The organism is Phaeobacter sp. PT47_59, assembly GCF_028890025.1.
Lineage (GTDB): Bacteria > Pseudomonadota > Alphaproteobacteria > Rhodobacterales > Rhodobacteraceae > Phycobacter.
The window spans coordinates 289805-312921 of the sequence record NZ_JARCJL010000001.1; the positions used below are offsets into that span (position 1 = coordinate 289805).

General features: G+C 61.7%; 20 protein-coding genes. 9 read left to right on the forward strand and 11 right to left on the reverse strand.

Annotated elements, in window-relative coordinates; translation table 11 throughout:
• Positions 1-65 precede the first annotated feature (65 nt).
• The 4 genes from PXK01_RS01265 to PXK01_RS01280 form a co-directional block, all read right to left on the reverse strand.
• Positions 66-1559: a methyl-accepting chemotaxis protein gene (locus PXK01_RS01265; RefSeq protein ID WP_274858537.1), complete on the reverse strand. Its 1494-nt coding sequence runs from the start codon at positions 1557-1559 to the stop codon at positions 66-68.
• Between the two features lie 362 nt (positions 1560-1921).
• The gene (locus tag PXK01_RS01270; protein ID WP_274847952.1) at positions 1922-3325 is read right to left on the reverse strand and encodes a TRAP transporter large permease; all 1404 of its coding nucleotides are present in this window, start codon (positions 3323-3325) and stop codon (positions 1922-1924) included.
• Between the two features lie 9 nt (positions 3326-3334).
• Entirely contained in the window at positions 3335-4006 is a 672-nt protein-coding gene (locus PXK01_RS01275; protein WP_274858539.1) for a TRAP transporter small permease subunit, read from the reverse strand.
• Positions 4007-4086: 80 nt separating this feature from the next.
• Positions 4087-5103, reverse strand: a complete 1017-nt coding sequence (locus PXK01_RS01280; protein ID WP_274858541.1) for a C4-dicarboxylate TRAP transporter substrate-binding protein — start codon at positions 5101-5103, stop codon at positions 4087-4089.
• Between the two features lie 498 nt (positions 5104-5601).
• Between PXK01_RS01280 and acs the strand changes: the two genes are divergently transcribed.
• The 8 genes from acs (at position 5602) to PXK01_RS01320 (ending at position 15070) form a co-directional block, all read left to right on the forward strand.
• Complete coding sequence (gene acs / locus PXK01_RS01285) at positions 5602-7563, forward strand: acetate--CoA ligase (protein WP_274858544.1); 1962 nt, start codon at positions 5602-5604, stop codon at positions 7561-7563.
• A 4-nt stretch (positions 7564-7567) separates the two neighbouring features.
• The gene (locus PXK01_RS01290) at positions 7568-8251 is read left to right on the forward strand and encodes an adenylate kinase (RefSeq protein ID WP_274858546.1); all 684 of its coding nucleotides are present in this window, start codon (positions 7568-7570) and stop codon (positions 8249-8251) included.
• 218 nt (positions 8252-8469) lie between these two features.
• Positions 8470-8754 carry a DUF4212 domain-containing protein gene (locus tag PXK01_RS01295; RefSeq protein ID WP_274847947.1) on the forward strand — a complete coding sequence of 95 codons (285 nt, stop codon included), beginning with the start codon at positions 8470-8472 and terminating at the stop codon, positions 8752-8754.
• A 3-nt stretch (positions 8755-8757) separates the two neighbouring features.
• On the forward strand, positions 8758-10539 hold the full coding sequence (locus PXK01_RS01300; protein WP_274847946.1) for a sodium:solute symporter family protein: 1782 nt from the start codon (positions 8758-8760) through the stop codon (positions 10537-10539).
• A 129-nt stretch (positions 10540-10668) separates the two neighbouring features.
• Positions 10669-12492, forward strand: coding sequence for a DUF294 nucleotidyltransferase-like domain-containing protein (locus tag PXK01_RS01305; protein ID WP_274858548.1), 1824 nt, complete (start codon positions 10669-10671; stop codon positions 12490-12492).
• A 25-nt stretch (positions 12493-12517) separates the two neighbouring features.
• Positions 12518-13036 (forward strand): hypothetical protein, encoded by a 519-nt coding sequence (locus PXK01_RS01310; RefSeq protein WP_274858550.1) that lies wholly within the window; start codon positions 12518-12520, stop codon positions 13034-13036.
• Entirely contained in the window at positions 13037-14458 is a 1422-nt protein-coding gene (locus PXK01_RS01315; protein ID WP_274858552.1) for a 3'-5' exonuclease, read from the forward strand. It begins immediately after the preceding gene.
• A gap of 99 nt (positions 14459-14557) precedes the next feature.
• On the forward strand, positions 14558-15070 hold the full coding sequence (locus PXK01_RS01320) for a flavin reductase family protein (protein WP_274858554.1): 513 nt from the start codon (positions 14558-14560) through the stop codon (positions 15068-15070).
• Positions 15071-15143: 73 nt separating this feature from the next.
• Here the strand turns inward: PXK01_RS01320 and PXK01_RS01325 are convergent, their stop codons facing one another.
• From PXK01_RS01325 to PXK01_RS01355, 7 genes are all read right to left on the reverse strand, one after another.
• Positions 15144-16130 carry an ABC transporter substrate-binding protein gene (locus tag PXK01_RS01325; RefSeq protein WP_274858555.1) on the reverse strand — a complete coding sequence of 329 codons (987 nt, stop codon included), beginning with the start codon at positions 16128-16130 and terminating at the stop codon, positions 15144-15146.
• Positions 16131-16352: 222 nt separating this feature from the next.
• Positions 16353-17198, reverse strand: coding sequence for an ABC transporter permease (locus PXK01_RS01330; RefSeq protein WP_274858556.1), 846 nt, complete (start codon positions 17196-17198; stop codon positions 16353-16355).
• Positions 17195-18112: an ABC transporter permease gene (locus PXK01_RS01335; protein WP_274847939.1), complete on the reverse strand. Its 918-nt coding sequence runs from the start codon at positions 18110-18112 to the stop codon at positions 17195-17197. Before PXK01_RS01335 ends, PXK01_RS01330 begins: the two co-directional genes overlap by 4 nt.
• A 99-nt stretch (positions 18113-18211) precedes the next feature.
• Positions 18212-19021: an ABC transporter ATP-binding protein gene (locus PXK01_RS01340; protein ID WP_274858557.1), complete on the reverse strand. Its 810-nt coding sequence runs from the start codon at positions 19019-19021 to the stop codon at positions 18212-18214.
• Positions 19022-19090: 69 nt separating this feature from the next.
• Positions 19091-20545: a dihydropyrimidinase gene (gene hydA, locus PXK01_RS01345; protein WP_274858559.1), complete on the reverse strand. Its 1455-nt coding sequence runs from the start codon at positions 20543-20545 to the stop codon at positions 19091-19093.
• A 40-nt stretch (positions 20546-20585) separates the two neighbouring features.
• Positions 20586-20906, reverse strand: coding sequence for a hypothetical protein (locus PXK01_RS01350; RefSeq protein WP_274847936.1), 321 nt, complete (start codon positions 20904-20906; stop codon positions 20586-20588).
• A 39-nt stretch (positions 20907-20945) separates the two neighbouring features.
• On the reverse strand, positions 20946-22196 hold the full coding sequence (locus tag PXK01_RS01355) for a Zn-dependent hydrolase (protein WP_274847935.1): 1251 nt from the start codon (positions 22194-22196) through the stop codon (positions 20946-20948).
• Positions 22197-22451: 255 nt separating this feature from the next.
• Between PXK01_RS01355 and PXK01_RS01360 the strand changes: the two genes are divergently transcribed.
• Positions 22452-23063, forward strand: a complete 612-nt coding sequence (locus PXK01_RS01360; RefSeq protein WP_274858561.1) for a TetR family transcriptional regulator C-terminal domain-containing protein — start codon at positions 22452-22454, stop codon at positions 23061-23063.
• Positions 23064-23117 lie beyond the last annotated feature (54 nt).

Consider the following 23117-nt stretch of genomic DNA (forward strand, 5'->3'; position numbering starts at 1 on the left):
ATTGATCCGACAGCCCAGTGATAAAATCCTGTGATACACCCAGCGACGCACTGACGCCAAAGCGATTAGAAACCGACCGCGGCCTGCATCGGATCTTCAGGCTGTCTGCCCCGGGTCTGGCTGGGGTCAAAACTGCGCACATTGCTGCCCGCCGTCACCGTGAAGGTTCCGACCAATTCCGACAGCACCTGGGTATCCTGCTGCAGTGACATGATGGCGGCGGCAGTCTGTTCGACCATGGCGGCGTTCTGCTGTGTCACCGTATCCAGCTGAGAGACCCCAACGGCGATTTCCGACAGGCCGGTGGACTGTTCGCGGGCCGAATTGACGATATCGGCCGTCAGATCCGAGACCATCTCGATGTCCCGCACGATGCTGGTCAGCGTCGCGCCGGCCTGATCCACCATGGCAACGCCGGTATCCACATGCTGTGTACTGGTCGTAACCAGGGCCTTGATCTCCTTGGCGGAAGCGGCGGCCCGCTGGGCCAGGCCACGCACTTCGGAGGCAACCACGGCAAAGCCGCGACCGGCGTCGCCCGCACGCGCCGCCTCGACGCCCGCGTTCAGCGCCAAGAGATTGGTCTGGAAGGCGATATCGTCGATCACCGAGATGATCTGCGAGATCTGCGCCGACGATTCTGAGATTTCGCGCATCTTCGCGACCGCCTGATCCGCAACATCGTTGCCCTTGGCGGCATTGTCGCGGGTTTGCAGGACAACCGCCTCGGTCTTGTTGGTGGACTCGGTCGAGGACTGCACGGAGCTGTTGATCTCTTCCACGGCCGCTGCGGTTTCCTCCAGCGTCGCCGCCTGGGTTTCGGTGCGGCGCGACAGATCCTCGGCCGACTGGTTCACCTCATTTGCGATCCGATTGAGATTGTCGGTCGACTCCTGGATGGTCATGATCACATTGCGGGTGGAGGACATCAGATCGTTGAAGGACAGGCGCACCTCGTTGAAGCGTTCCGGGAAATCGCTTTGCTCGGGACCGGGAATGGGCGTGGACAGATCCCGCGCAACGACCCGGTCGATCCCTTCGCTAAGGTATTTGAAGGCCCTGTCCTGCTCCTCTTTCTGTGCCGCGAAATAGGCCGCGATCACCTGATAGGTATCAAAGGCAAAGGCACGGGTCAGAACGCCAAGGGTGTCTCCCACCCGGCGTCTGGCGAACTTGCCGACCAAGGCGCCAGAGCGTTCCAGCACCCGTTTCTGAATATACTCGCTCGCCCGGCCGTAGCCGGACAGATACATGGAAAAGGGCAGTTGGATGTTGAAATGCACCGTTCCGACACGTTGCGCCGAGGCGAGGTACTCCTCGTTGAAGCTGCCCGACATGAGTTTCTGCCAGTGAACCTTCTGCGCCGCGCGCGCATGGGCCATGGTGCTTTCGTTCGGGAAAAACTGGGCAATCTCGGGGTCGGATTTGGCGAAGGCGTAAAAGAACTCCAGCGCGTCGTCCAGAATGGGTTCAACCAGCTTGCCCGCCTTGACCAGCCTTTGACGATCGTCTCCGGTCAGACCAAATTTTGTCAGGGTGTCCTGCGTATCACGTGTCATCAGTGTTCCTCGCAACAATACACGCCTCCAGATCTCAACATGAGATTTATGGAGAATTTACGGTATCGTGCGTATGACGCATTAACATCCTGATAATTGTCTGTTTCGCCCAATTCGCCCAAAACGCGCGGCCAATACTACGAAGAGCACTTACAATTATCGAACATTTAACATGTGCAGAATATGTCTATTTAGGCGAATCACCCTTATTTACAAGGGGCAGTCGCCGCTGAGCCAATCGGTTTCAAGACGGGCTGTGCAGCCTCAACGCCCGCACCTGCGCCCAAAACCGCCAGCACGGCCGAACCCAGGCGTGTCGGCTGCGCCCAAGGGACAGGCGCAGCCCAAAGGTTTCAGTCCGCCTAGCCCGCCAGCGACGGCAGGTAGAGCACGATCCCCGGGAAGGCGACCAACAGGGCGATGGTCACCGCATCGGCGATGAAGAAGGGGGTGACCCCCTTGAAGACATCCTGCACGCTCAGGTCATCCCGCACACCGGCCACAACAAAGCAGTTGAGACCGATCGGCGGGGTGATCAGGCAGAACTCGGCCATCTTCACCACCAGGATCCCGAACCAGATCGCGCACATGGTGCCATTCATGCCAAAGGCGCTGTCCGCGGCCGAGACCGCTTCGCCGCCATTGAGCGCCATCACCGCCGGGTAGACCACCGGCAGCGTCAACAGCAGCATGCCGATCGCATCCATGAACATCCCCAGCACCGCATAGGCCAGCAGGATGCAGATCAGGATCACCATGGGCGACATATCCAGCGAGGTGATCCAGTCCGAAAAGGCGCCCGGAAGATCCGCAAACCCCAGGAAGCGCACGTAGATCAGAACGCCCCAGATGATCGAGAAGATCATCACCGAGAGTTTCGCGGTTTCCAACAATGCGGATTTCAGCTCGGACCACTTCATGCCCTCCTTCAGCGCGTAAAGGAACACGATGAAGGCCCCGATGGCGCCGCCCTCGGTCGGGGTACCCCAGGCCTGCTCGCCAAAGGGGTTGTAGACAAAGCAGATGATGATCAGCACCACCAGGATGATCGGCAGAGCCCCCGGCAAGGAGGCGAACCGCTGCCCCCAGGTGAAGCCCTTGACCGGCGGGCCAACGGTCTTGAAGACCATGGCGATACCGACGATCAGCCCGCCGTAGATGATGGCCGAGAAGGCGCCGGGAATGAAGCCCGCCAACAAGAGCTTGCCCACGTCCTGTTCCACGATAATGGCATAGATCACCAGGATCGCCGAGGGCGGGATCAGCGAGGCCAGCGTGCCACCGGCCGCCACCACACCTGCGGCGAACTTCTTGTTATAGCCGATGGCCAGCATTTCCGGGATGGCGATACGGGCAAAAACGGCAGAGGTCGCAACCGAGGCGCCGGATACCGCGGCAAAGCCCGCCGTGGCAAAGACGGTCGAAACCGCAAGCCCCCCGGGCAACCAGGCGATCCAGCGTTTGGCCGCCTCGAACAGCGCCTTGGTCAGGCCGGCATAATAGGCCAGATAGCCAATCAGGATGAAGGTCGGGATCAGCGACAGCGCCTGGCTCGACACTTTGGAATGGGGCACCTGCCCCGCGGTTTTCACGGCAATGGTCAGCGCCTTGGTAAAGCGGGCCGGATCATAGCCGAATTTGGCCCAGAAGATCCAGGTCAGCCCCACCAACCCCGCCAGGGCGGCGGCAAAGGCAACCCGCATGCCGGTCACCACGAGGACAAGAAGAAAGCCGGTGACCCAAAGGCCAATTTCAATCGGTTCCATCGGCGCGTCCTATTCCTTGGGATTGCGCGCAGTCGCGCTATCGTCATGGCCATCGTCATGGCCTGTGAGCACATCCGCCTCATGGGCGGCCTGGGCGGCGGCATCCTGGATCAGCGGCACGGCTGCCGGAGCCTCCAGCCCCAGCACCAGCGCCCGCCCGTAGGCCCAGACCTGCAGCAGGAGCCGCAGGCACAGCACCGAAAAGGCCACCGGCGCCAGCAATTTGGCCGGCCAAAGCGGAATACCGATATCGATCGAACTGTCGCGGCTCCACAGTGGCGCTGCAAAATCGAACGAGCGGGAGAAATGCGCCCAACTGCCCCAGACCAAAAGCAGCATCAGCGCCAGGATCAACAGGACCGAAAACAGTTCGAACAGCCACAGGGCTCGTCCCCGCAGGGAACCGATCAGGATGTCCATGCGAATATGGCCGCCGTCGCGCTGCACATAGGCAATGCCCATGAAGGCAATCAGCGGCATCGCCTGTTCGATCCAGTCCACATAGCCCGGCAAGGGCGCGTTGAAGGCCGAGCGTCCCCCGACCGAGACAACCGCCAGCACCATGAGCGAAAAGACCGCAAGGCCGCTGACCAGCGCCAGCACCTGCTCAATCCGCAACAGCCCCAGGTCCAATCGGCTGACCAGGCTGTCGTCTTCTATTACCGCGGCGTTTCCCGCCATGGCCCCCACCTTTCGTTAGAGTGTCCAGAAAGCAAAAACAGGCCGGGAGAGTGATCCCGGCCTGTTTCTGACATGCGCGTTTAGTTGCCCGCGCGGGTCTTCTCCAGGGTGGTCACCACCAGGTCATAGAGTTCCTGACCGGGGATGCCCTGGGCTTCCATGTCCTTGATCCACTGCTCGCGGATCGGATCGGCAGCCTTGGCACGGAAAGCAGCCAGCTGCTCTTCGGAGATCATCACCTTCTCGACCCCTTTTTCGGCCAGAACACTGTCCCATTTGGTCAGCAGCTTGCCGTAGTTTTCGAGGTAGTAGGCGATTGCCTCGTCGATGGAGCCGTCAAGCGCTTCCCGCTCGGAATCGCTCAGCGCGTCATAGGCATCTGTATTGACCACCACCGGGCAGTTCACGGTGCCGGGGTTCAGGTTCGCGGTCCACCATTCGGCCCGGTTGATGGTGCCGAAGGACAGATGCGCGTGCTGGGCAAAGGCAACGGTGTCGACAACACCGGATTCCATGGCGTTATAGGCTTCGGTCGCAGGCACCGAGGTGGGCACGCCGCCGACGGCCTCGAAGGCCTTGCCCAGACCGCCGGTTGCGCGAACGCGCATGCCTTCGAATTCGGACAGTTCATCGCGCGGCTCGCCAGTGCCAACCAGGTTATACTGCGGCATCGGAGAGGTCATCAGCAGCTTCGCATTCCAGCGGGCCAGATCCTTGGCTGCCGAAGGGTGCGCATAGACCGCGTGGCTGACGGCGACTTCCTCTTCCAGGTTCTGCACGCCCAGGAAAGGCAGTTCCAGAACGGTGATCGAGGGGTTCTTGTCGCGGTGGTAACCCGCGCAGAACTGCGCCATTTCAAAGGCACCGATGGAAATGCCGTCCAGGTTTTCGCGCGGTTTGGACAGGCCACCGTAGCTCACGTTGATGGTGAAGGCGCCATCGGTCTTGGCGCTGACAAGCTCAGCCAGCTTTTCCACATGTTCGGTAAAGGCGCGACGCTTGCCCCAGACCGAAACATTCCATTCCGTGGCTGCGGCCTCTCCGGCGATCGCAAAGCCAGCGGCAGCCGCGACAGCGGCAGTCAGAAGTTTATTCATGGTATTTCTCTCCCATTTTGCGCCCTTGCAGTTTTCGGACCTCGTCCCGAGGGGCGCTTGGCGGACAAGCTAACCGTAAGGCACGGGCCTGCCAAGCCCCGGCACGCTCAAATTCCCGGCAACAGGCAGAGTCGCCTGTCTCCACCCAAAGGATCGCGGCGCCGCACAAGCTGCGCGTTTTGCCGCAGGTTGTATCGCCCTGCGGACGCGTGCATCCGGAAAAATCCCGCCATTGGCGCCGCCGCCCGCCGGAAACAGCAGCAAAGCCGTTGACAGGCAAGACACTGCAAAAAAATCATTATTCAGCCGCCTCGCCGCGATTGTTTACAGGATATTTACAAGCAGGAAATTCATTTACAAACAAACCTTTGTTTTTGCGTCCTTTATTCACTTATTTTCAACTTCCCTTATTATGGCGACCGAGGAAGGAAACGGTTTGACACCTGCGCCACCGCGCTGTCGGGTGACAAACTGAGGAGAAGTCAGGGAGGACACCAGATGACCACGCAGCCTGAAGGCAAAGTGTATCCGCCGTCAGACGACGTCATTGCTCGCGCCCATGTGGACGCGGCCAAATACCAAGACATGTACGCAGCCTCTATCGCCGACCCCGACGCCTTCTGGGGCGAACAGGGCAAGCGGATCGACTGGATCAAACCCTTCACGCAGGTGAAGGACGTCAACTACAATTTCGGCGAGGTCTCGATCAACTGGTACGCGGACGGCACGCTGAACGTCTCGGCCAACTGTATCGACCGCCATCTGGAGACCCGCGGCGATCAGACCGCCATCATCTGGGAACCGGATGATCCAAACGAGGCCGCCCAGCACATCACCTACAAGGATCTGCACCGCAGCACCTGCCGGATGGCGAACATCCTGGAATCGATGGGCGTGCGCAAGGGCGACCGGGTGGTGATCTACCTGCCGATGATCCCCGAAGCCGCCTATGCCATGCTGGCCTGTGCCCGCATCGGCGCCATCCACTCGATCGTCTTTGCCGGGTTCAGCCCCGACGCGCTGGCGGCCCGGATCAACGGTTGCGATGCCAAGGTCGTCATCACCGCCGACGAAGCCCCGCGCGGCGGTCGCAAGACCCCGCTGAAATCCAACGCCGACTCGGCGCTACTGCATTGCCAGGACACGGTGAAATGCCTGGTGGTGAAACGCACCGGCGGTCAGACCACCTGGATCGACGGACGCGACTACGACTATAACGAAATGGCGCTGGAGGCGAACGACTACTGCAAGCCCGCCGAGATGAACGCCGAGGATCCGCTGTTCATCCTCTACACCTCCGGCTCCACCGGGCAACCAAAGGGCGTGGTGCACACCTCGGGTGGTTACCTCACCTATGCGGCGATGACCCATGAGATCACCTTCGACTATCACGATGGTGATATCTACTGGTGCACCGCCGACGTGGGCTGGGTCACCGGTCACAGCTATATCGTCTACGGCCCGCTGGCCAATGGCGCCACCACGCTGATGTTCGAAGGCGTGCCGACCTACCCGGATGCCTCGCGCTTCTGGCAGGTCTGCGAGAAACACAAGGTGAACCAGTTCTACACCGCCCCCACCGCCCTGCGCGCGCTGATGGGGCAGGGCAATGAATGGGTCGAGAAATGCGATCTGTCGGATCTGCGCCTCCTGGGCACCGTCGGCGAGCCGATCAACCCCGAGGCCTGGAACTGGTACAATGACGTTGTCGGCAAGGGCAAATGCCCCATCGTCGACACCTGGTGGCAGACCGAGACCGGCGGCCACCTGATGACCCCCCTGCCCGGCGCCCATGCGCTGAAGCCCGGGGCCGCGATGAAGCCCTTCTTCGGCGTCAAGCCGGTGGTTCTGGACCCGCAATCGGGTGAAGAGATCGAAGGCAACGGGGTTGAGGGCGTTCTTTGCATCAAGGACAGCTGGCCCGGCCAGATGCGCACGGTCTGGGGTGATCATGAGCGCTTCGAGAAGACCTATTTCTCGGACTACAAGGGCTATTACTTCACCGGTGACGGCTGCCGCCGCGATGCAGACGGCGACTATTGGATCACCGGCCGCGTCGATGACGTGATCAACGTCTCCGGTCACCGTATGGGCACAGCCGAAGTGGAAAGCGCGCTGGTCGCCCACGCCGCCGTGGCCGAGGCCGCCGTGGTGGGCTACCCGCATGAGATCAAGGGTCAGGGCATTTACTGCTATGTCACCTTGATGAACGACCGTGAGCCGTCGGATGATCTGCTGAAAGAGCTGCGCACCTGGGTGCGGACCGAGATCGGCCCGATCGCCAGCCCCGATGTGATCCAATGGGCGCCCGGCCTGCCCAAGACCCGTTCCGGCAAGATCATGCGCCGCATCCTGCGCAAGATCGCCGAGAACGACTTTGGCTCGCTCGGCGACACCTCCACCCTCGCCGATCCTTCGGTGGTGGATGATCTGATCGCCAACCGCGCGAACAAGGGGTAAGGCCATGACGGCAGACGTGATGACCCGCCCCGCCGTTCTGATCCTTCTCGGCCCTCCGGGCGCCGGGAAGGGCACCCAGGCCCGCATGCTGGAAGAAAGCTTTGGTCTTGTGCAGCTTTCGACCGGCGACCTTCTGCGCGCCGCCGTGGCTGCGGGCACCGAGGCCGGCAAGGCCGCGAAATCGGTGATGGAATCGGGCGGCCTCGTGTCGGACGAGATCGTGATCGCCATCCTGCGCGACCGCCTCGCCGAACCCGACTGCGCCAAGGGCGTGATCCTTGATGGGTTCCCCCGCACCGCGGTTCAGGCAGAGGCGCTGGATGCGCTCCTGTCCGAAACCGGCCAGAAGATCAACGCCGCCATCAGCCTTGAGGTGGACGACGATGCCATGGTGACCCGCGTTGCCGGGCGTTACACCTGCGCGGGCTGCGGCGAAGGCTATCACGATAGCTTCAAGCAGCCGCAAAAGGCAGGCACCTGCGACAAATGCGGCGGCACCGAGATGAAGCGCCGCGCCGATGACAATGCTGAAACCGTGGCAAGCCGTCTTGCGGCCTATCACGAGCAGACCGCCCCGCTGATTGCCTATTACGGCGATAAGGGCGTGCTGCAGAAGATCGATGCCATGGGCCAGATCGACGAGGTCGCCAAGGGCCTTGCCGCGATTGTAAAGACCGCCGCGCCCTAGGCCCGGCCAAACCTCGGACGCCCGGCCATTAGCTGCCGCCGGGCGCCCGCCTCAAGACCCGAAATACCCGATGGCACCGCCAAGGCCCCGCTTTGGCGACCAAAGGAGTAATGCCTGATGTCTGCCCGATGTCCAATCGCGCTGCGCAGGCAAACAGAGAAGGTCTGCCCAGCGTCCAAAGCCAGGGCAGGCAGAACCCGTAGCAAGGAGGAGCCGCCATGGCGGACCACACAACAAATGCCGCAAAGGCTGCCGAGTCCGATAAGGGCTATTGGCAGGCCAATGTGCGCATCATTCTCATCAGCCTGGTGATCTGGGCTGTCGTTTCATTCGGATTTGGCATTCTGCTGCGCCCGATGCTCTCTGGCATCTCGGTTGGTGGCAGCGATCTGGGCTTCTGGTTTGCCCAGCAGGGATCGATCCTGGTCTTCCTGGGCCTGATCTTTTTCTACGCCTGGCGGATGAACCGTCTCGACCGTGAATTCGGCGTCGAGGAGGAATAAGCCATGGATCAGTTTACCATCAACCTGCTCTTCGTGGGCGCCTCCTTCGCGCTCTATATCGGTATCGCCATCTGGGCGCGTGCCGGCTCCACCTCGGAGTTCTACGCCGCTGGCCGGGGTGTTCACCCCGTCACCAATGGTATGGCCACGGCGGCGGACTGGATGTCTGCGGCCTCCTTCATCTCGATGGCGGGTCTGATCGCCTTTACCGGCTATGACAACTCCTCCTTCCTGATGGGCTGGACCGGCGGCTACGTGCTGCTGGCGCTGCTGCTGGCGCCCTACCTGCGCAAGTTCGGCAAGTTCACCGTATCCGAGTTCATCGGCGACCGCTTCTACAGCCCCACCGCGCGCATCGTGGCGGTGATCTGCCTGATCGTGGCCTCAACAACTTACGTGATCGGTCAGATGACCGGCGTGGGCGTGGCCTTTGGCCGCTTCCTTGAGGTCTCCAACACCGCGGGTCTGCTGATCGGCGCCTGTGTGGTCTTCGCCTATGCCGTGTTCGGCGGCATGAAGGGCGTGACCTATACCCAGGTTGCACAATACGTCGTGCTGATCATGGCCTATACCATCCCGGCCATCTTCATCTCGCTGCAACTGACCGGCAATCCGATCCCGGCGCTGGGTCTGTTTGGTGATCACGCCGCCTCGGGCGAGCCGCTTCTGGCGAAGCTCGACGCCATCGTGCGCGAGCTGGGCTTCAATGAATACACCGCCCACCACGCCGACACGCTGAACATGGTGCTCTTCACCCTGTCGCTGATGATCGGCACCGCTGGCCTGCCCCACGTGATCATGCGCTTCTTCACCGTTCCCAAGGTGTCCGACGCACGCTGGTCCGCCGGCTGGGCGCTGGTCTTCATCGCGCTCTTGTACCTGACTGCCCCGGCAGTTGGCGCCATGGCCCGCCTCAACATCACCGACATGATGTGGCCCAATGGCACAAACGGCGAAGCGGTCTCGGTCGAGCAGATCGAAAACGACGCCCGCTATGACTGGATGGCCACCTGGCAGAAAACCGGTCTGCTGGACTGGGAAGACAAGAACGGCGACGGCAAGATCCAGTATTACAACGACAAGAACGCGGATATGCAGGCCAAGGCAGCTGAAAACGGCTGGCAGGGCAACGAGCTGACCAAGTTCAACCGTGACATCCTGGTTCTGGCCAACCCCGAAATCGCCAACCTGCCCGGCTGGGTGATCGGTCTGGTGGCTGCGGGCGGTCTGGCGGCGGCGCTGTCCACCGCGGCGGGTCTGCTGCTGGCGATCTCCTCGGCTGTGAGCCACGACCTGATCAAAGGCTCGATCAATCCGAATATCTCGGAAAAAGGCGAGCTTCTGTCGGCCCGTGTTGCCATGGCGGTTGCCATCGCGGTTGCCACCTATCTGGGCCTCAACCCTCCGGGCTTTGCGGCGCAGACCGTGGCGCTGGCCTTTGGTCTGGCGGCGGCCTCGATCTTCCCGGCGCTGATGATGGGCATCTTCACCAAGGTGAACAACAAGGGCGCGGTTGCAGGCATGATCGCAGGTCTGGTGGTGACACTGATCTACATCTTCCTGCACAAGGGCTGGTTCTTCATCCCCGGCACCAACAGCTTCACGGATGCGGATCCGCTGCTGGGCACCATCAAGTCCACCTCCTTTGGTGCGATCGGCGCGATGGTGAACTTCGCGGTGGCCTATGTGGTCTCCAAATCCAGCGACCCGATCCCGACCGAGATCGAAGAGCTGGTGGAAAGCGTCCGTATCCCGCGCGGTGCGGGTGCCGCCCAGGATCACTGATCACGGGTTTCCCCCCGGGGCGGGCCGCCTCCCTCGACATCTTGGCCCGCCCCTGTTTTCCTCACCATCCTGTCCGGGCACACTCGGGCAGGATGACTTTTATCCCGGCTTAGCAGACAGGCTTTTGACATGCCCCTTTCCCCCGATGGTCTGATCCAGTTCCTGAAGACGGTGCACCCCTATGACAGCCTTGATGCAGCACGCCTTGCGGAACTGGCCCCGAAGTTCGAGGTGATCCACGCCGCAACCGGAGACGAGATCTACACGCTTGGGACTCCGATGCAGGGGCTTTACCTTGTCCATCACGGTGAGGTCGAAGTCTTTGACGAGAACGGCATGACGGTCTCGATCCTGGGGCCGCGAAATTCCTTTGGCGAGCGCGGTCTCACCCGCGACGGCATCGCCGTTACCACGGCCCGCGCCAATGACGATTGCGCCCTGCTGCTGCTGCCGCGCGCCGATTTCGACGCCTTGATGCAAAGCGAACCGAAGGTCGCGCGCTTCTTTGACCGCCGCCGCCCCGGCAGCGCAGCGCAGAACAGCCTGGCCACCCGGCGGGTTGCGGATTTCATGGCCAAATCCCCGGTGACCTGCTCCAGCGGCCTCACCTGCCAGGGGGCGGCGCAGCTGATGCGCGACCACCATATCTCCTCGGTCTGCGTCACCTCGGGCGATGCCCTGGAGGGCATTCTCACCAATCGTGACCTGACCGAAAAAGTGCTGGCCCAGGGGCTGCCGATCTCCACCCCGGTTGCGCAGATCATGACCCGAGATCCCCTGACGCTGCCCTCCTCCGCCATTGCTTCGGACGTGCTGCATGCAATGATGGAACACCGGATCGGCCATGTGCCGGTGGTGGATGCAGGGCGGCTGTCGGGAATCGTGACCCAGACCGACCTGACCCGCCTGCAGGCGATGAGCTCCGCCGAAATGATCGCGGACATCGCCCGTGCCACGGATGCCACTGCCATGGCCCGTGTCACCGCGCGCATTCCCGCATTGCTGCTGCAATTGGTTGCCGGCGGCAACCGGCACGAGGTGGTGACCCGCCTGATCACCGATATCGCCGATGCCGCCACCCGGCGTCTGCTTGCGCTGGCCGAAGAGCGCCTTGGCCCGCCGCCCGTCCCCTACCTTTGGCTGGCCTGCGGATCGCAGGGGCGGCAGGAACAGACGGGGGTGTCCGATCAGGACAATTGCCTGATGATCGCCTATGAGATGCAAAAGGGTGACGCTGCCTATTTCGAGGATCTGGCCCGGTTCGTCTGCGATGGTCTTGATACCTGCGGCTATGTCTATTGCCCCGGCGATATGATGGCGAGCAACCCGCGCTGGCGCCAGCCGCTCAGCACCTGGCGGCAGTATTTCGAAGGCTGGATCAAAACGCCCGATCCCATGGCGCAGATGCTGGCCTCGGTGATGTTCGACCTGCGGCCCATCGGCGGCACCACCGCCCTGTTTACCGGGTTGCAAGAGGAAGTTCTGCAGGCCGCCAGCGCCAATTCGATCTTTGTGGCGCATATGATTTCGAACTCGCTGAAACACACGCCGCCGCTGGGGCTGTTGCGCGGGATTGCCACGATCCGCTCGGGCGAGCATCGCAACACGCTGGACCTGAAACACAACGGGGTGGTGCCGATCGTGGACCTGGGGCGGATCTACGCTCTGCAGGCCCGGCTTGCGCCCGTGAACACCCGCGCACGGCTGGAGGCGGCGGCAGACACAACCGTGCTCAGCCCCTCGGGCGCGCGGGACCTGATGGATGCCTATGATCTGATTGCCCAGAGCCGCCTGCAACATCAGGCCGACCAGATCCGCACTGGCGAGGCTCCGGACAACTTCCTGGCCCCGTCGGATCTGTCGGACTTTGAGCGAAGTCATCTCCGCGACGCCTTTGTCGTGGTAAAAACCATGCAATCCGCGCTTGGCCATGGCAAGGGCATGCTGGGCTGACCCGGCACCACAAGAGGACAAAGGCATGTTTCTGGAACTGATCGCCACCATCTTTGCAGGCTTTGCCATGGCTGGCGTCGTGATGCTGATCGGGCGGGCCAGCGGTGGGCGGCTCCCCAAATGGCTGGCGCCGGTGGCTGCGGGCCTTGCGATGATCGCGGTCACCATCTCTTCGGAATACGGCTGGTACGAGCGCACCCGCGCCTCTTTGCCCGAGGGCGTCGTGGTGGCGGAAACCGGCGAAAACCGCAGTCTCTACCGTCCCTGGACCTATATGGTACCCTTCGTTGAACGCTTTGCCGCCATTGATACATCAACGGCCAAGACCCATCCCGGCCTGCCCGGTCAATATCTGACAGAGGTGTATTTCTTCGGCCGCTGGGCCCCTGTCAGCGCCTTGAGCGTGCGGCTGGACTGCACCGGCTGGCGCCGCGCCGTCGTCACCTCCGACAGCAGCTTTGGCGCGGGGGATGGCCTGGCAATCGACTGGGTCTCCCCATCCGAGGGGGACGGGCTGCTATCCACATTCTGCGGAGGTCTTTAGATGTTGGCCCGGTTAAGCCTCAGGATCCGCATCTTCCTGTTCTTCTGTCTCATCGCTGCCGCCTCGATCAGCGCGGTCGAATGCGCGCTTTGGATCGGCTACGGCCGCGCAGGAAAGCCTGAGCTGTTTGATGCCTTCGTGTTTTCCGGCGCGCTCAGCCTATTTGCCATCCTCGGGATCACGGCCGGGATTTGGCTGTTGTTCGACGAAAACGTCGCAAAGCCGATTGAACGGCTGGCGGCTGGCCTGCGGGCGCGCGCCCATGGCGGGGTGACCTCTTCCCTGGATCCGGAGGCCGCGCGCTATCTGGGTGACCTGGCCCCGGCAGCCTCCAGCCTGTTGGGCAAGCTGGGAGAGGCCAATCTCTCCACCGCCGAGGCGATTGCCCGTGAAACCACCCGGCTGGAGGCGGAAAAGGCGCGGCTGACCACCCTTCTGTCCGAAGTGCCGGTGGCAACGGTCATGGTGTCGCCGGATCACCGTATCGTTCTTTACGATGCGCAGGCCGCAAGCGTCTTGTCGCAGATCGCCCCGGCCCGCCTGGGTGCAGCCCTTGGCGACTACCTGGAGGCAAGCACCCTGGAGACCGCTTACGGCAAGATGGTCCGCAGCGGTCAGGAGATCGCCGCCCGCATCACCGGCAGCGACGGGCGGCAAACATATGGCTTGCGGCTGAAACCCTTGGGGGACGCGGCAGGCTATGTGCTGATCTTCGACAGCGCCGAGGCCCGGATCGCCCCCGAGGCGGCCCGACCTTTGATCTATGATTTCGGTCTGTTGAATCCGGTCGTCCGCAAGATCGAGGAGCGGCGCCTGTCGGATCTGTCATTTGCGGTATTTGACACGGAAACCACCGGGCTGCTGCCGCATAAGGATCACGTGGTGCAGCTGGGCGCCCTCAGGGTGCTGCGAGGCCGGATCGTGGATGGAGAGGCTTTGGATCTGCTGGTCGATCCCGGCACCCCGATCCCGCAGGCCTCTACCAAGGTGCATGGGATCACCGACGCGATGGTGAAAGGTGCGCCCGATTTCGCCACGGTGTCGCGCACCTTCCACCACTTTTCCCGCGATGCGGTGATCGTTGCCCATAACGCGCCCTTTGACATGGCCTTCCTGCACCGCGAAGCCAAGCGGCTGGACCTCAGCTGGGATCACCCGGTGCTGGATACGGTGCTGTTGAGCGCGGTCCTGTTCGGCGCCTCGGTGCCGCATACGCTGGATGCGCTGTGCGACCGGCTGGATGTGACAATCCCTACCGCCCTGCGCCACACCGCCCTGGGCGATGCCCGTGCCACCGCCGAGGTGCTGTGCCGAATGCTGCCGATGCTGGAGGCGCGCGGCTTTGCCACCCTGGGCGACGTCATCGAACAGACCCGCGCCCATGGGCGCCTGCTGGAAGATCTGAACCCGGTGGACAAATAGACTGGCCCGTGGCAGGTCGGGGCCTAGAACGTGTTGCGTAGAAATGACTTCGAAACACGCTTTAGATCTGACGGATCACTCTGACAAAGGGCGCGAACCATGCCAGACACCACCTTGACCCCGGGCTTCACCCCTGGGCCCGAGACACAGCGGGCCTATCGCGATGCCTTGGGCTGCTTTGCGACCGGCGTCACCGTGATCACCACCGGGACGGAGCAAGGACCGCTGGCCTTTACCGCCAATAGTTTCTCGTCGGTATCGATGGATCCGCCGCTCTTGATGTGGTGCCCTGCCCATGCCTCTCTGCGGCATGATGCCTTTGTCGCGGCAGAGCGTTTTTCGATCCATGTGATGGCCGAAGACCAGTTGGATCTTGCCATCCATTTCGCCCGCTGCGGCGATGATTTTACCTCCGTCCGCTGGCAGCAGGCCGAAGATGGCACGCCGCATCTGGCCGGGGTTCTGGCGCGGTTCGACTGCAGTGCCCATGCCAGCCACCCAGCCGGGGATCACACCATCATCCTGGGCCAAGTTCAACGTTTCGCCACCCGCCCGGGAAAGGGTCTGATCTTCAAGCAGGGGCTTTACGGCGGCTTCCTGGAACAAAGCTAAAGTACAGTTTTGAAACGAAAAAGCCCGCCCCCAAGACATCAGGGACGGGCCAATTCTTCGATATCCGATCCGCTTACTTCAGCGCGGCATCGGTGATGGCATGGGTCCAGGCGCCTTCCGGAGCCTTGGTGATCACCGGCGAGGAGCCACCGCCCAAGAGGGTCGCAACGGTCCGCTCATAATCGGCGACATCCAGCGCGCCGTTGCTGCCTGCGGTCAGCTTGGCGATCTCGCTCATCATGCGCTTCTGGTGCTCTTCGGTCTGCGCACCGGAGGCATCGTTGTCCAGAACGATCTCGGCGGCTTCATCCGGGTTGGCTTCGGCGTATTTCCAGCCCTTCATCGAGGCACGCACGAAACGCTCCATCTTGCCCGCGAATTCCGCATCGCTCAGCTTGTCTTCCAGCACGTAAAGACCATCTTCCAGGGTCGCGACGCCCTGGTCTTCATACTTGAAGGTCACCAGTTCGTCCGGGGAGACGCCCGCATCGATCACCTGCCAGTATTCGTTATAGGTCATGGTGGAGATACAGTCGGCCTGACGCTGCAGCAGCGGGTCCACGTTGAAGCCCTGCTTCAGGACTTCGACGCCCATCTCGCCCTTGCCTTCGGTGGAGATGCCCAGCTTGCTCATCCAGCTCATGAAGGGGAATTCATTGCCGAAGAACCACACACCCAGGGTGCGGTCCGCCAGATCCTTGGGCTCGGCAATGCCGGTGTCCTTCCAGCAGGTCAGCATCATGCCCGAGGATTTGAACGGCTGGGCGATATTGACCAGCGGCAGGCCCTTTTCGCGCGCAGCCAGTGCGGCGGGCATCCATTCGACGGTCACATCGGCACCGCCACCTGCGATCACCTGGGTCGGGGCAATGTCCGGACCGCCGGGCAGAATGGTGACGTTCAGGTCTTCTTCTTCGTAAAACCCCTTGTCGAGCGCCACGTAGTAGCCAGCGAACTGTGCCTGTGTCACCCATTTCAACTGCAGCTTGACGTCGTCTGCGGCCTGAGCGGCTCCGGCGGCACCAAGGGCCAGCGCGGCGGCTGTCAGAATGTGTTTCATTGGTAGGTTCTCCCTGTTGGTTATGGTTGCAGCTTGCGCGAATTTGACCATTTGTTCAAAGATTTTTCTTGTGCCAGTGCCTGGCTTTTTGTCGGTCTGCGCAAGCATTGGGCGCTGGTCTGGTGGCTCCCTGATGCCTCCGTCGGGCTGGGAAAGACCGGGCCGTTGCCCTGTGGTCTCATCGCCCCGGACACCCTGCCCGGAGCGATGAAATTGCGGCTGTCACCCCCGCTGCGAGGGGTGCCAGAAGGTCAGTGATTTCTCGATCAGGGCGATCACGCCATAGAAGGCCGATCCGGCAAGCGCGGCGACCAGGATCTCGGCCCAGACCATGTCCAGCGCCAGCTGTCCAACGCTGGTCGAAATGCGAAAGCCCATGCCGACGGTGGGCGAGCCGAAGAACTCGGCCACGATCGCGCCGACCAATGCCAGCGTGGTGGAGATCTTCAACCCGTTGAAGATAAACGGCAAGGCGGCGGGCAGGCGCAGCTTGAAGAAGCTCTGCCAATAGCTGGCCGCATAGGTGCGCATCAGGTCTCGCTGCATGGCAGAGGTCTCGCTCAGGCCCGCAACCGTGTTCACCAGCATCGGGAAGAACACCATGACCACCACAACGGCCGCCTTGGACTGCCAGTCAAAGCCGAACCACATCACCAGGATCGGTGCGGTGCCGACGATGGGCAGGGCCGCCACGAAATTGCCCACCGGCAACAGACCCCGGCGCAGGAAATCACTGCGATCCACCGCCACGGCCATGGCCAGGGCGGCAATGCAGCCGATCAGGTAGCCAGACAGCGCCCCCTTGATGAAGGTCTGCGCAAAGTCCTGCCACAGGATCGGGATCGAGGTGGCGAAGCGTTCGGCAATCACAGTGGGCGCAGGCAGGATCACCATGGAGACCTCAAGCCCCCGCACCAAGAGTTCCCAGACAATCAGGATGGTGACGCCAAAGATCAGCGGCACTGCCAGTTTTACGGCCCGCGTCTTGGCGGCGGGACTATTGGCAAGGCGGCTGTTGATCCACCAGCCCATAAGCCAGGCGACAACGGCAAAGAGAACTTCGATCATGCGCTCATCCCCATGCGTTTGAGAACCAGACGTTCAATCAGACCCAGAAGCGCCACCAGAAGCGCCGCCAGGATGGCGGCTGCGAAGAGCGCCGACCAGATCTGCACCGTCTGCCCGTAGTAGCTGCCCGCCAGAAGCCGCGCGCCAAGGCCGGCAACCGCGCCAGTCGGCAACTCACCCACGATGGCGCCCACCAGGGATGCCGCGATACCGATCTTGAGCGAGGCAAAAAGGTAAGGCAGCGAGGACGGCAGCCGCAGCTTCCAGAACCCCTGCGAGGTCGAGGCGTTGTAGGTCTTCAACAGATCCAGCTGCATGTGGTCGGGGCTGCGCAGCCCCTTCACCATGCCCACAACCACCGGGAAGAAGCTGAGATAGGCCGAGATGATCGCCTTGGGCAAAATCCCCTGCACCCCGATGGAATACAAAACCACGATGATCATGGGCGCCAGCGCGATGATCGGGATGGTCTGGCTGACGATGGCCCAGGGCATCACCGACATGTCCATCACCTTGGAATGCACGATCCCGACGGCCAGCAGGATGCCCAGCCCGGTGCCGATGGCAAAGCCCAAGAGCGTGGCGCTGAGCGTCACCTGCCCGTGGTAGATCAGGCTGCGTTTGGAGGTGATCTTCTTCTCCACCGTGGTCTTCCACAGCTCCACCGCGACCTGATGCGGCGCGGGCAGACGCGGGCGGTCCTGCGCCCAGGTATCGGCAATGGCAAAGGTGTTCGTGGCTACCAGCCCAAAACTGCCCATGTCGCGGCGCTCTTTGGCGGTGGCGGGAGTGACTGTGGCCCCTGCCCGTTCGGCCTGGTCCAGAACCCCCTTGATGTTCATCGGAACGCAAGCGGCATACCAGAAGGCGATGATGGCGGCGACAACGGTGAGAACGGCGAGGATGTTCTTCATGGCAACACCTCCCCGATCTGACAGCAAAGCGGTGCACGGGGGGTGCACGCGGGGTGCACGGATGTCACCCCTCCGGTTTGACAGGTTCTACGACGCGGATCAGTCATCGCTATGCCCCGCGCGCAGACCTTCACGCACCCGGTGCGCAATGTCGATGAACTCCTGACTGTCGCGGATATCGAGCGGCCGTTCCTTTGGCAGGGTGCTTTCGATCACATCGGTAATCCGGCCCGGGCGCGGCGACATCACGACGATCTTGGTGCTGAGATAGACCGCCTCGGGGATCGAGTGGGTGACGAAACCGATGGTCTTGTCGGTGCGCGCCCAGAGTTTCAAGAGCTGTTCGTTCAGGTGATCGCGCACGATCTCATCCAGCGCCCCGAAAGGTTCGTCCATCAACAGGATATCGGCATCGAATGCCAGCGCGCGGGCAATGCTGGCCCGCTGCTGCATGCCGCCCGACAGCTGCCAGGGGTATTTGCCGCCAAATCCAGAAAGCTCCACCAGGTCAAGGACTTGTGAGACGCGCTTATCCTGCTCTTCCTTGGAATAGCCCATGATCTCAAGCGGCAGCTTGATGTTCTTGGCAATGCTGCGCCACGGGTACAGCCCCGCCGCCTGAAACACATAGCCATAGGCCCGCTTCTGACGCGCCTCATCCGGCGTCATGCGGTTCACGGTGATCGAGCCGCTGGTGGGGTGTTCCAGCGCCGCCATCACCCGCAGGAAAGTCGTCTTGCCGCAGCCGGAGGGGCCGATGAAGCTGACGAAATCGCCCTTGTTGATGGTGAGGTTCACATCCTTCAGCGCCTGCACCGGACCATCGTTGGTCTCGAACACGAGGTTCAGATCGCGCGCCTCTACGACGGCCTGGGATGAACTGGCCTGGGGTGTCGTTTCATTTGTCATGTCATTGCCTTAGTCGGACGGAAGTGCGGCCCGCCACCTGCGGCGGCCCGCCTTCGGATTATAGCCAGATTACACGCCTGTCGCCGGAATGCCGCTCCGCTCCACCGGGCGGGGGGCGGTCAGTTCCTTCCAGGTCGAAAGCGCCTTGTTCACGGTGGTGTTTGCCTCACGTTCGACAAATTTACCATGGCCTTCCTGGGTGCGGATCTCACCATCATGCACCGCCACATGGCCGCGGGTCAGGGTAAAGCGCGGCAGGCCCTTGACCTCATGCCCTTCAAAGACGTTGTAGTCGATCGAGGACTGCTGCGACGCGGCCGAAATGGTCTTGGTCTTTTCGGGATCCCAGACCACCAGGTCGGCATCGGCACCGACCAGAACGGCACCTTTTTTCGGATAGCAATTCAGGATCTTGGCGATGTTTGTTGAGGTTACGGCAACGAATTCATTCGGCGTCAGACGGCCGGTATTCACCCCGTGTGTCCAGAGCATGGGCATCCGGTCCTCAAGGCCGCCGGTGCCGTTCGGGATCTTGGTGAAATCACCCACGCCATAGCGTTTCTGGTCGGTGGTAAAGGCGCAGTGGTCGGTCGCCACCACAGACAGGGAACCGGACTGGAGACCGTTCCACAGGCTGTTCTGGTGCTGCTTATTCCGGAAGGGCGGCGACATCACGCGGCGCGCGGCATGGTCCCAATCCTGGTTGAAATACTCGCTTTCATCCAAGGTCAGGTGCTGGATCAGCGGCTCGCCCCAGACGCGTTTGCCCTGCATGCGGGCGCGGCGGATCGCCTCGTGGCTTTCCTCGCAGGAGGTATGCACCACGTAAAGCGGCACGCCCGCCATATCGGCAATCATGATGGCACGGTTGGTGGCCTCGCCTTCGACCTGCGGCGGGCGGGAATAGGCGTGCGCCTCTGGGCCATTGTTGCCCTCGGCCAGCAGCTTGGCGCTGAGTTCCGCCACCACATCGCCGTTTTCGGCGTGGACCATGGCAATACCGCCAAGTTCAGACAGACGCTGGAAGCTGGCGTAAAGCTCGTCATCATTGACCATCAGCGCGCCCTTATAGGCCATGAAGTGCTTGAAGGTGTTGATGCCGCGGGTTTCGATCACGGTCTTCATATCGTCAAAGACCTGCTCGCCCCACCAGGTCACGGCCATGTGGAAGGAGTAATCGCAGTTGGCGCGGGTGGATTTATTGTCCCAGCGCTTCAGCGCATCCAGCAGGCTTTCGCCCGGGTTCGGCAGGGCAAAATCGACAACCATGGTGGTGCCGCCCGCAAGGCCGGCCCGGGTGCCGCTTTCAAAATCATCCGAGGAATAGGTGCCCATGAAGGGCATCTCGAGGTGGGTATGCGGGTCAATCCCGCCCGGCATCACGTAGCAGCCGGTGGCGTCCAACTCCTCGTCGCCTTTCAGGTTGGCGCCGATCTGGGTGATCACGCCGTCTTCGATCAGAACATCCGCCTTGTAGGTGAGATCAGCCGTGACGATCGTCCCGTTCTTGATGACTTTACTCATGTCTATTAACTCCCTGTTTTATTGTTGTATTCGGCCTTTCTCAGACGGAGCTGAAACAGCCGATTGCATGTCCATGGACGCCGATGTCGAGCGGGCCGAAAACCGAGTCGACACAGAGCGAGAAATACCCCGCCAGTGGCAGATAGATGACCCGGTAGTCGCCGTTGGGATGGGTGACGGCCCAGCACTCCTGCGTCAGACCGCCGGAAAAATTCACCGTCACCGCTTCCGGCTCGCACAGCGCCGCGCGAAAGGCATAGAGGGTCGCAAGGCCGACCTCGCTGGTGACATTGAACTCGGCCATCTCCGTCTCGATCAGATGCTTGATCCGATCGGGGATGGAGAGGCCGGATTCGATCACTGGAGATCAGCCCGCTGCGACAGCACGTCTTTCACCGGGTTACTCAACGATTTCAGCAGTTTCGACGACGGCATGGAACAGGACATTCGCCCCGGCTTCGGCCCATTCCTTGCTGATTTCCTCGGCTTCATTGTGGCTTAGCCCGTCGACACAGGGGCACATGACCATGGCGGTCGGTGCCACGCGGTTGATCCAGCACGCATCATGGCCGGCACCGGAAATGATGTCGAGATGGGAATAGCCCAGTCGCTCGGCAGCGCTGCGCACGGCGGTGACGCAGGCGTCGTCGAATTTCACCGGATCAAAGCCGCCAACCTTTTCGAATTCGATCGAAACGCCCATGGCATCGGCGATCTCCTGGCCCTTTTGGCGCAGGCGGTTTTCCATGTCTTCGATCACTGCCAGTTCCGGGCTGCGGAAATCGACGGTAAAGACAACCTTGCCCGGGATCACATTGCGAGAGTTCGGATAGACATCGATATGCCCGGCCGCCCCCACCGCATGCGGTGCATGGGACCAGGCGATTTCATCCACGGTTTCCAGAACCCGCGCCATGGCAAGACCCGCATTGCGGCGCATCGGCATCGGGGTCGATCCGGTATGGGCATCCTTGCCGGTGATGGTGACCTGGGTCCAGCTCAGGCCCTGGCCGTGCGTGACCACGCCGATATCCTTGCCCTCGGCCTCCAGGATCGGACCCTGCTCGATGTGCAGCTCAAAGAAGGCATGCATCTTGCGCGCCCCGACTTCCTCTTCGCCGCGCCAGCCGATCCGCTTCAGCTCATCGCCGAATTTCTTGCCCTCGGCATCGACCCGATCATAGGCCCAGTCCTGCGTGTGAATGCCCGCAAACACGCCCGACGACAGCATCGCCGGGGCATAGCGGGTGCCCTCCTCATTGGTGAAGTTGGTCACCACGATGGGGTGTTTTGTCTTGATATTCATATCGTTGAGCGAGCGAATGAGCTCAAGCCCGCCCAGCACACCAAGAACACCATCATACTTGCCACCGGTCGGCTGGGTATCCAGGTGCGAGCCCACGTAGACCGGCAGCGCATCCGGGTCGGTGCCTTCGCGACGGGCGAACATATTGCCCATCTGGTCCAGCCCCATGGTACAGCCCGCATCCTCGCACCACTTCTGGAACAGGGCGCGCCCTTCGGCGTCTTCATCGGTCAGGGTCTGGCGATTGTTGCCGCCGGCAACACCGGGGCCGATCTTGGCCATCTCCATCAGACTGTCCCACAGCCGATCGCCGTTGATCTTCAAATTCTGTCCAAGCGACGTCATCGCAGCTTCCTTCCTGTCAATCCCGTCTATGCGCGGGTTATTTTGGCTTTGCGCCCTATCGGTGGCTTTGATTGGTTGGTCCCGATCTTGTGCCGCCGGATTTGACCAACTGGTCAAACTCAAGCTACCATCCGGGCACAGTCAGTCAAGAAATTGCGTCAGATCATAGGCGAAAACACTTGGTTTACTGGTGAAATGTGTGAAATACAGGCGATCTGCAGATGCCGCGCCAGTCAAGGACCCCAACAGTCGCCCATGCCCAAGGATCGCCCCGCCACCCGTATCCAGAAAAAGAATCGCGCCGCCATCCTGGAGGCCGCGTTGGAAGTGTTCTCTGCCCATGGGTTCCGAGGCGCAACGGTAGATCAGATCGCCAGCGAGGCCGGACTGTCAAAGCCCAACCTGCTCTACTATTTCCCTTCGAAGGAAGCGATTTTCACAGCACTTTTGTCCGAACTTCTCGACACGTGGCTGGATCCCCTACGCGCCCTTGATCCCGAAGGAGATCCCCTGGAAGAGATGCTCGCCTATGTGCAGCGCAAGCTGCAGATGAGCCAGGATTTCCCGCGTGAAAGCCGCCTGTTTGCCAATGAAATTGTCCAAGGCGCCCCCCGTATGCTGGAGGCCCTGTCCACCGACCTGAAAGGCCTGGTCGAGGAAAAAGCCGCGGTGATCGAAGGCTGGATGACAGCAGGTCGGCTGAAGCCGTCGCATCCAAAGCATCTGATCTTTTCGATCTGGTCGCTGACCCAGCATTACGCCGATTTCGACGTTCAGGTGCGCACGCTGATGGGATCAGAGGATCCGTTCGACGCCGCACCGGATTTCCTGGACACATTCTACCGGCGGATGCTGACCCCCGCTTAAGCAAGAGCCCAAACCAGAAAAGGCGCCCGAACGGGGCGCCTTTTTACATTTTAT

What these genes read in the sequence shown, in the direction of transcription:
- PXK01_RS01265 (WP_274858537.1), bottom strand. Translation starts at nt 1,559, where the DNA reads ATGACACGTGATACGCAGGACACCCTGACAAAATTTGGTCTGACCGGA.
- PXK01_RS01270 (WP_274847952.1), bottom strand. Translation starts at nt 3,325, where the DNA reads ATGGAACCGATTGAAATTGGCCTTTGGGTCACCGGCTTTCTTCTTGTC.
- PXK01_RS01275 (WP_274858539.1), bottom strand. Translation starts at nt 4,006, where the DNA reads ATGGCGGGAAACGCCGCGGTAATAGAAGACGACAGCCTGGTCAGCCGA.
- PXK01_RS01280 (WP_274858541.1), bottom strand. Translation starts at nt 5,103, where the DNA reads ATGAATAAACTTCTGACTGCCGCTGTCGCGGCTGCCGCTGGCTTTGCG.
- acs (WP_274858544.1), top strand. Translation starts at nt 5,602, where the DNA reads ATGACCACGCAGCCTGAAGGCAAAGTGTATCCGCCGTCAGACGACGTC.
- PXK01_RS01290 (WP_274858546.1), top strand. Translation starts at nt 7,568, where the DNA reads ATGACGGCAGACGTGATGACCCGCCCCGCCGTTCTGATCCTTCTCGGC.
- PXK01_RS01295 (WP_274847947.1), top strand. Translation starts at nt 8,470, where the DNA reads ATGGCGGACCACACAACAAATGCCGCAAAGGCTGCCGAGTCCGATAAG.
- PXK01_RS01300 (WP_274847946.1), top strand. Translation starts at nt 8,758, where the DNA reads ATGGATCAGTTTACCATCAACCTGCTCTTCGTGGGCGCCTCCTTCGCG.
- PXK01_RS01305 (WP_274858548.1), top strand. Translation starts at nt 10,669, where the DNA reads ATGCCCCTTTCCCCCGATGGTCTGATCCAGTTCCTGAAGACGGTGCAC.
- PXK01_RS01310 (WP_274858550.1), top strand. Translation starts at nt 12,518, where the DNA reads ATGTTTCTGGAACTGATCGCCACCATCTTTGCAGGCTTTGCCATGGCT.
- PXK01_RS01315 (WP_274858552.1), top strand. Translation starts at nt 13,037, where the DNA reads ATGTTGGCCCGGTTAAGCCTCAGGATCCGCATCTTCCTGTTCTTCTGT.
- PXK01_RS01320 (WP_274858554.1), top strand. Translation starts at nt 14,558, where the DNA reads ATGCCAGACACCACCTTGACCCCGGGCTTCACCCCTGGGCCCGAGACA.
- PXK01_RS01325 (WP_274858555.1), bottom strand. Translation starts at nt 16,130, where the DNA reads ATGAAACACATTCTGACAGCCGCCGCGCTGGCCCTTGGTGCCGCCGGA.
- PXK01_RS01330 (WP_274858556.1), bottom strand. Translation starts at nt 17,198, where the DNA reads ATGATCGAAGTTCTCTTTGCCGTTGTCGCCTGGCTTATGGGCTGGTGG.
- PXK01_RS01335 (WP_274847939.1), bottom strand. Translation starts at nt 18,112, where the DNA reads ATGAAGAACATCCTCGCCGTTCTCACCGTTGTCGCCGCCATCATCGCC.
- PXK01_RS01340 (WP_274858557.1), bottom strand. Translation starts at nt 19,021, where the DNA reads ATGACAAATGAAACGACACCCCAGGCCAGTTCATCCCAGGCCGTCGTA.
- hydA (WP_274858559.1), bottom strand. Translation starts at nt 20,545, where the DNA reads ATGAGTAAAGTCATCAAGAACGGGACGATCGTCACGGCTGATCTCACC.
- PXK01_RS01355 (WP_274847935.1), bottom strand. Translation starts at nt 22,196, where the DNA reads ATGACGTCGCTTGGACAGAATTTGAAGATCAACGGCGATCGGCTGTGG.
- PXK01_RS01360 (WP_274858561.1), top strand. Translation starts at nt 22,452, where the DNA reads ATGCCCAAGGATCGCCCCGCCACCCGTATCCAGAAAAAGAATCGCGCC.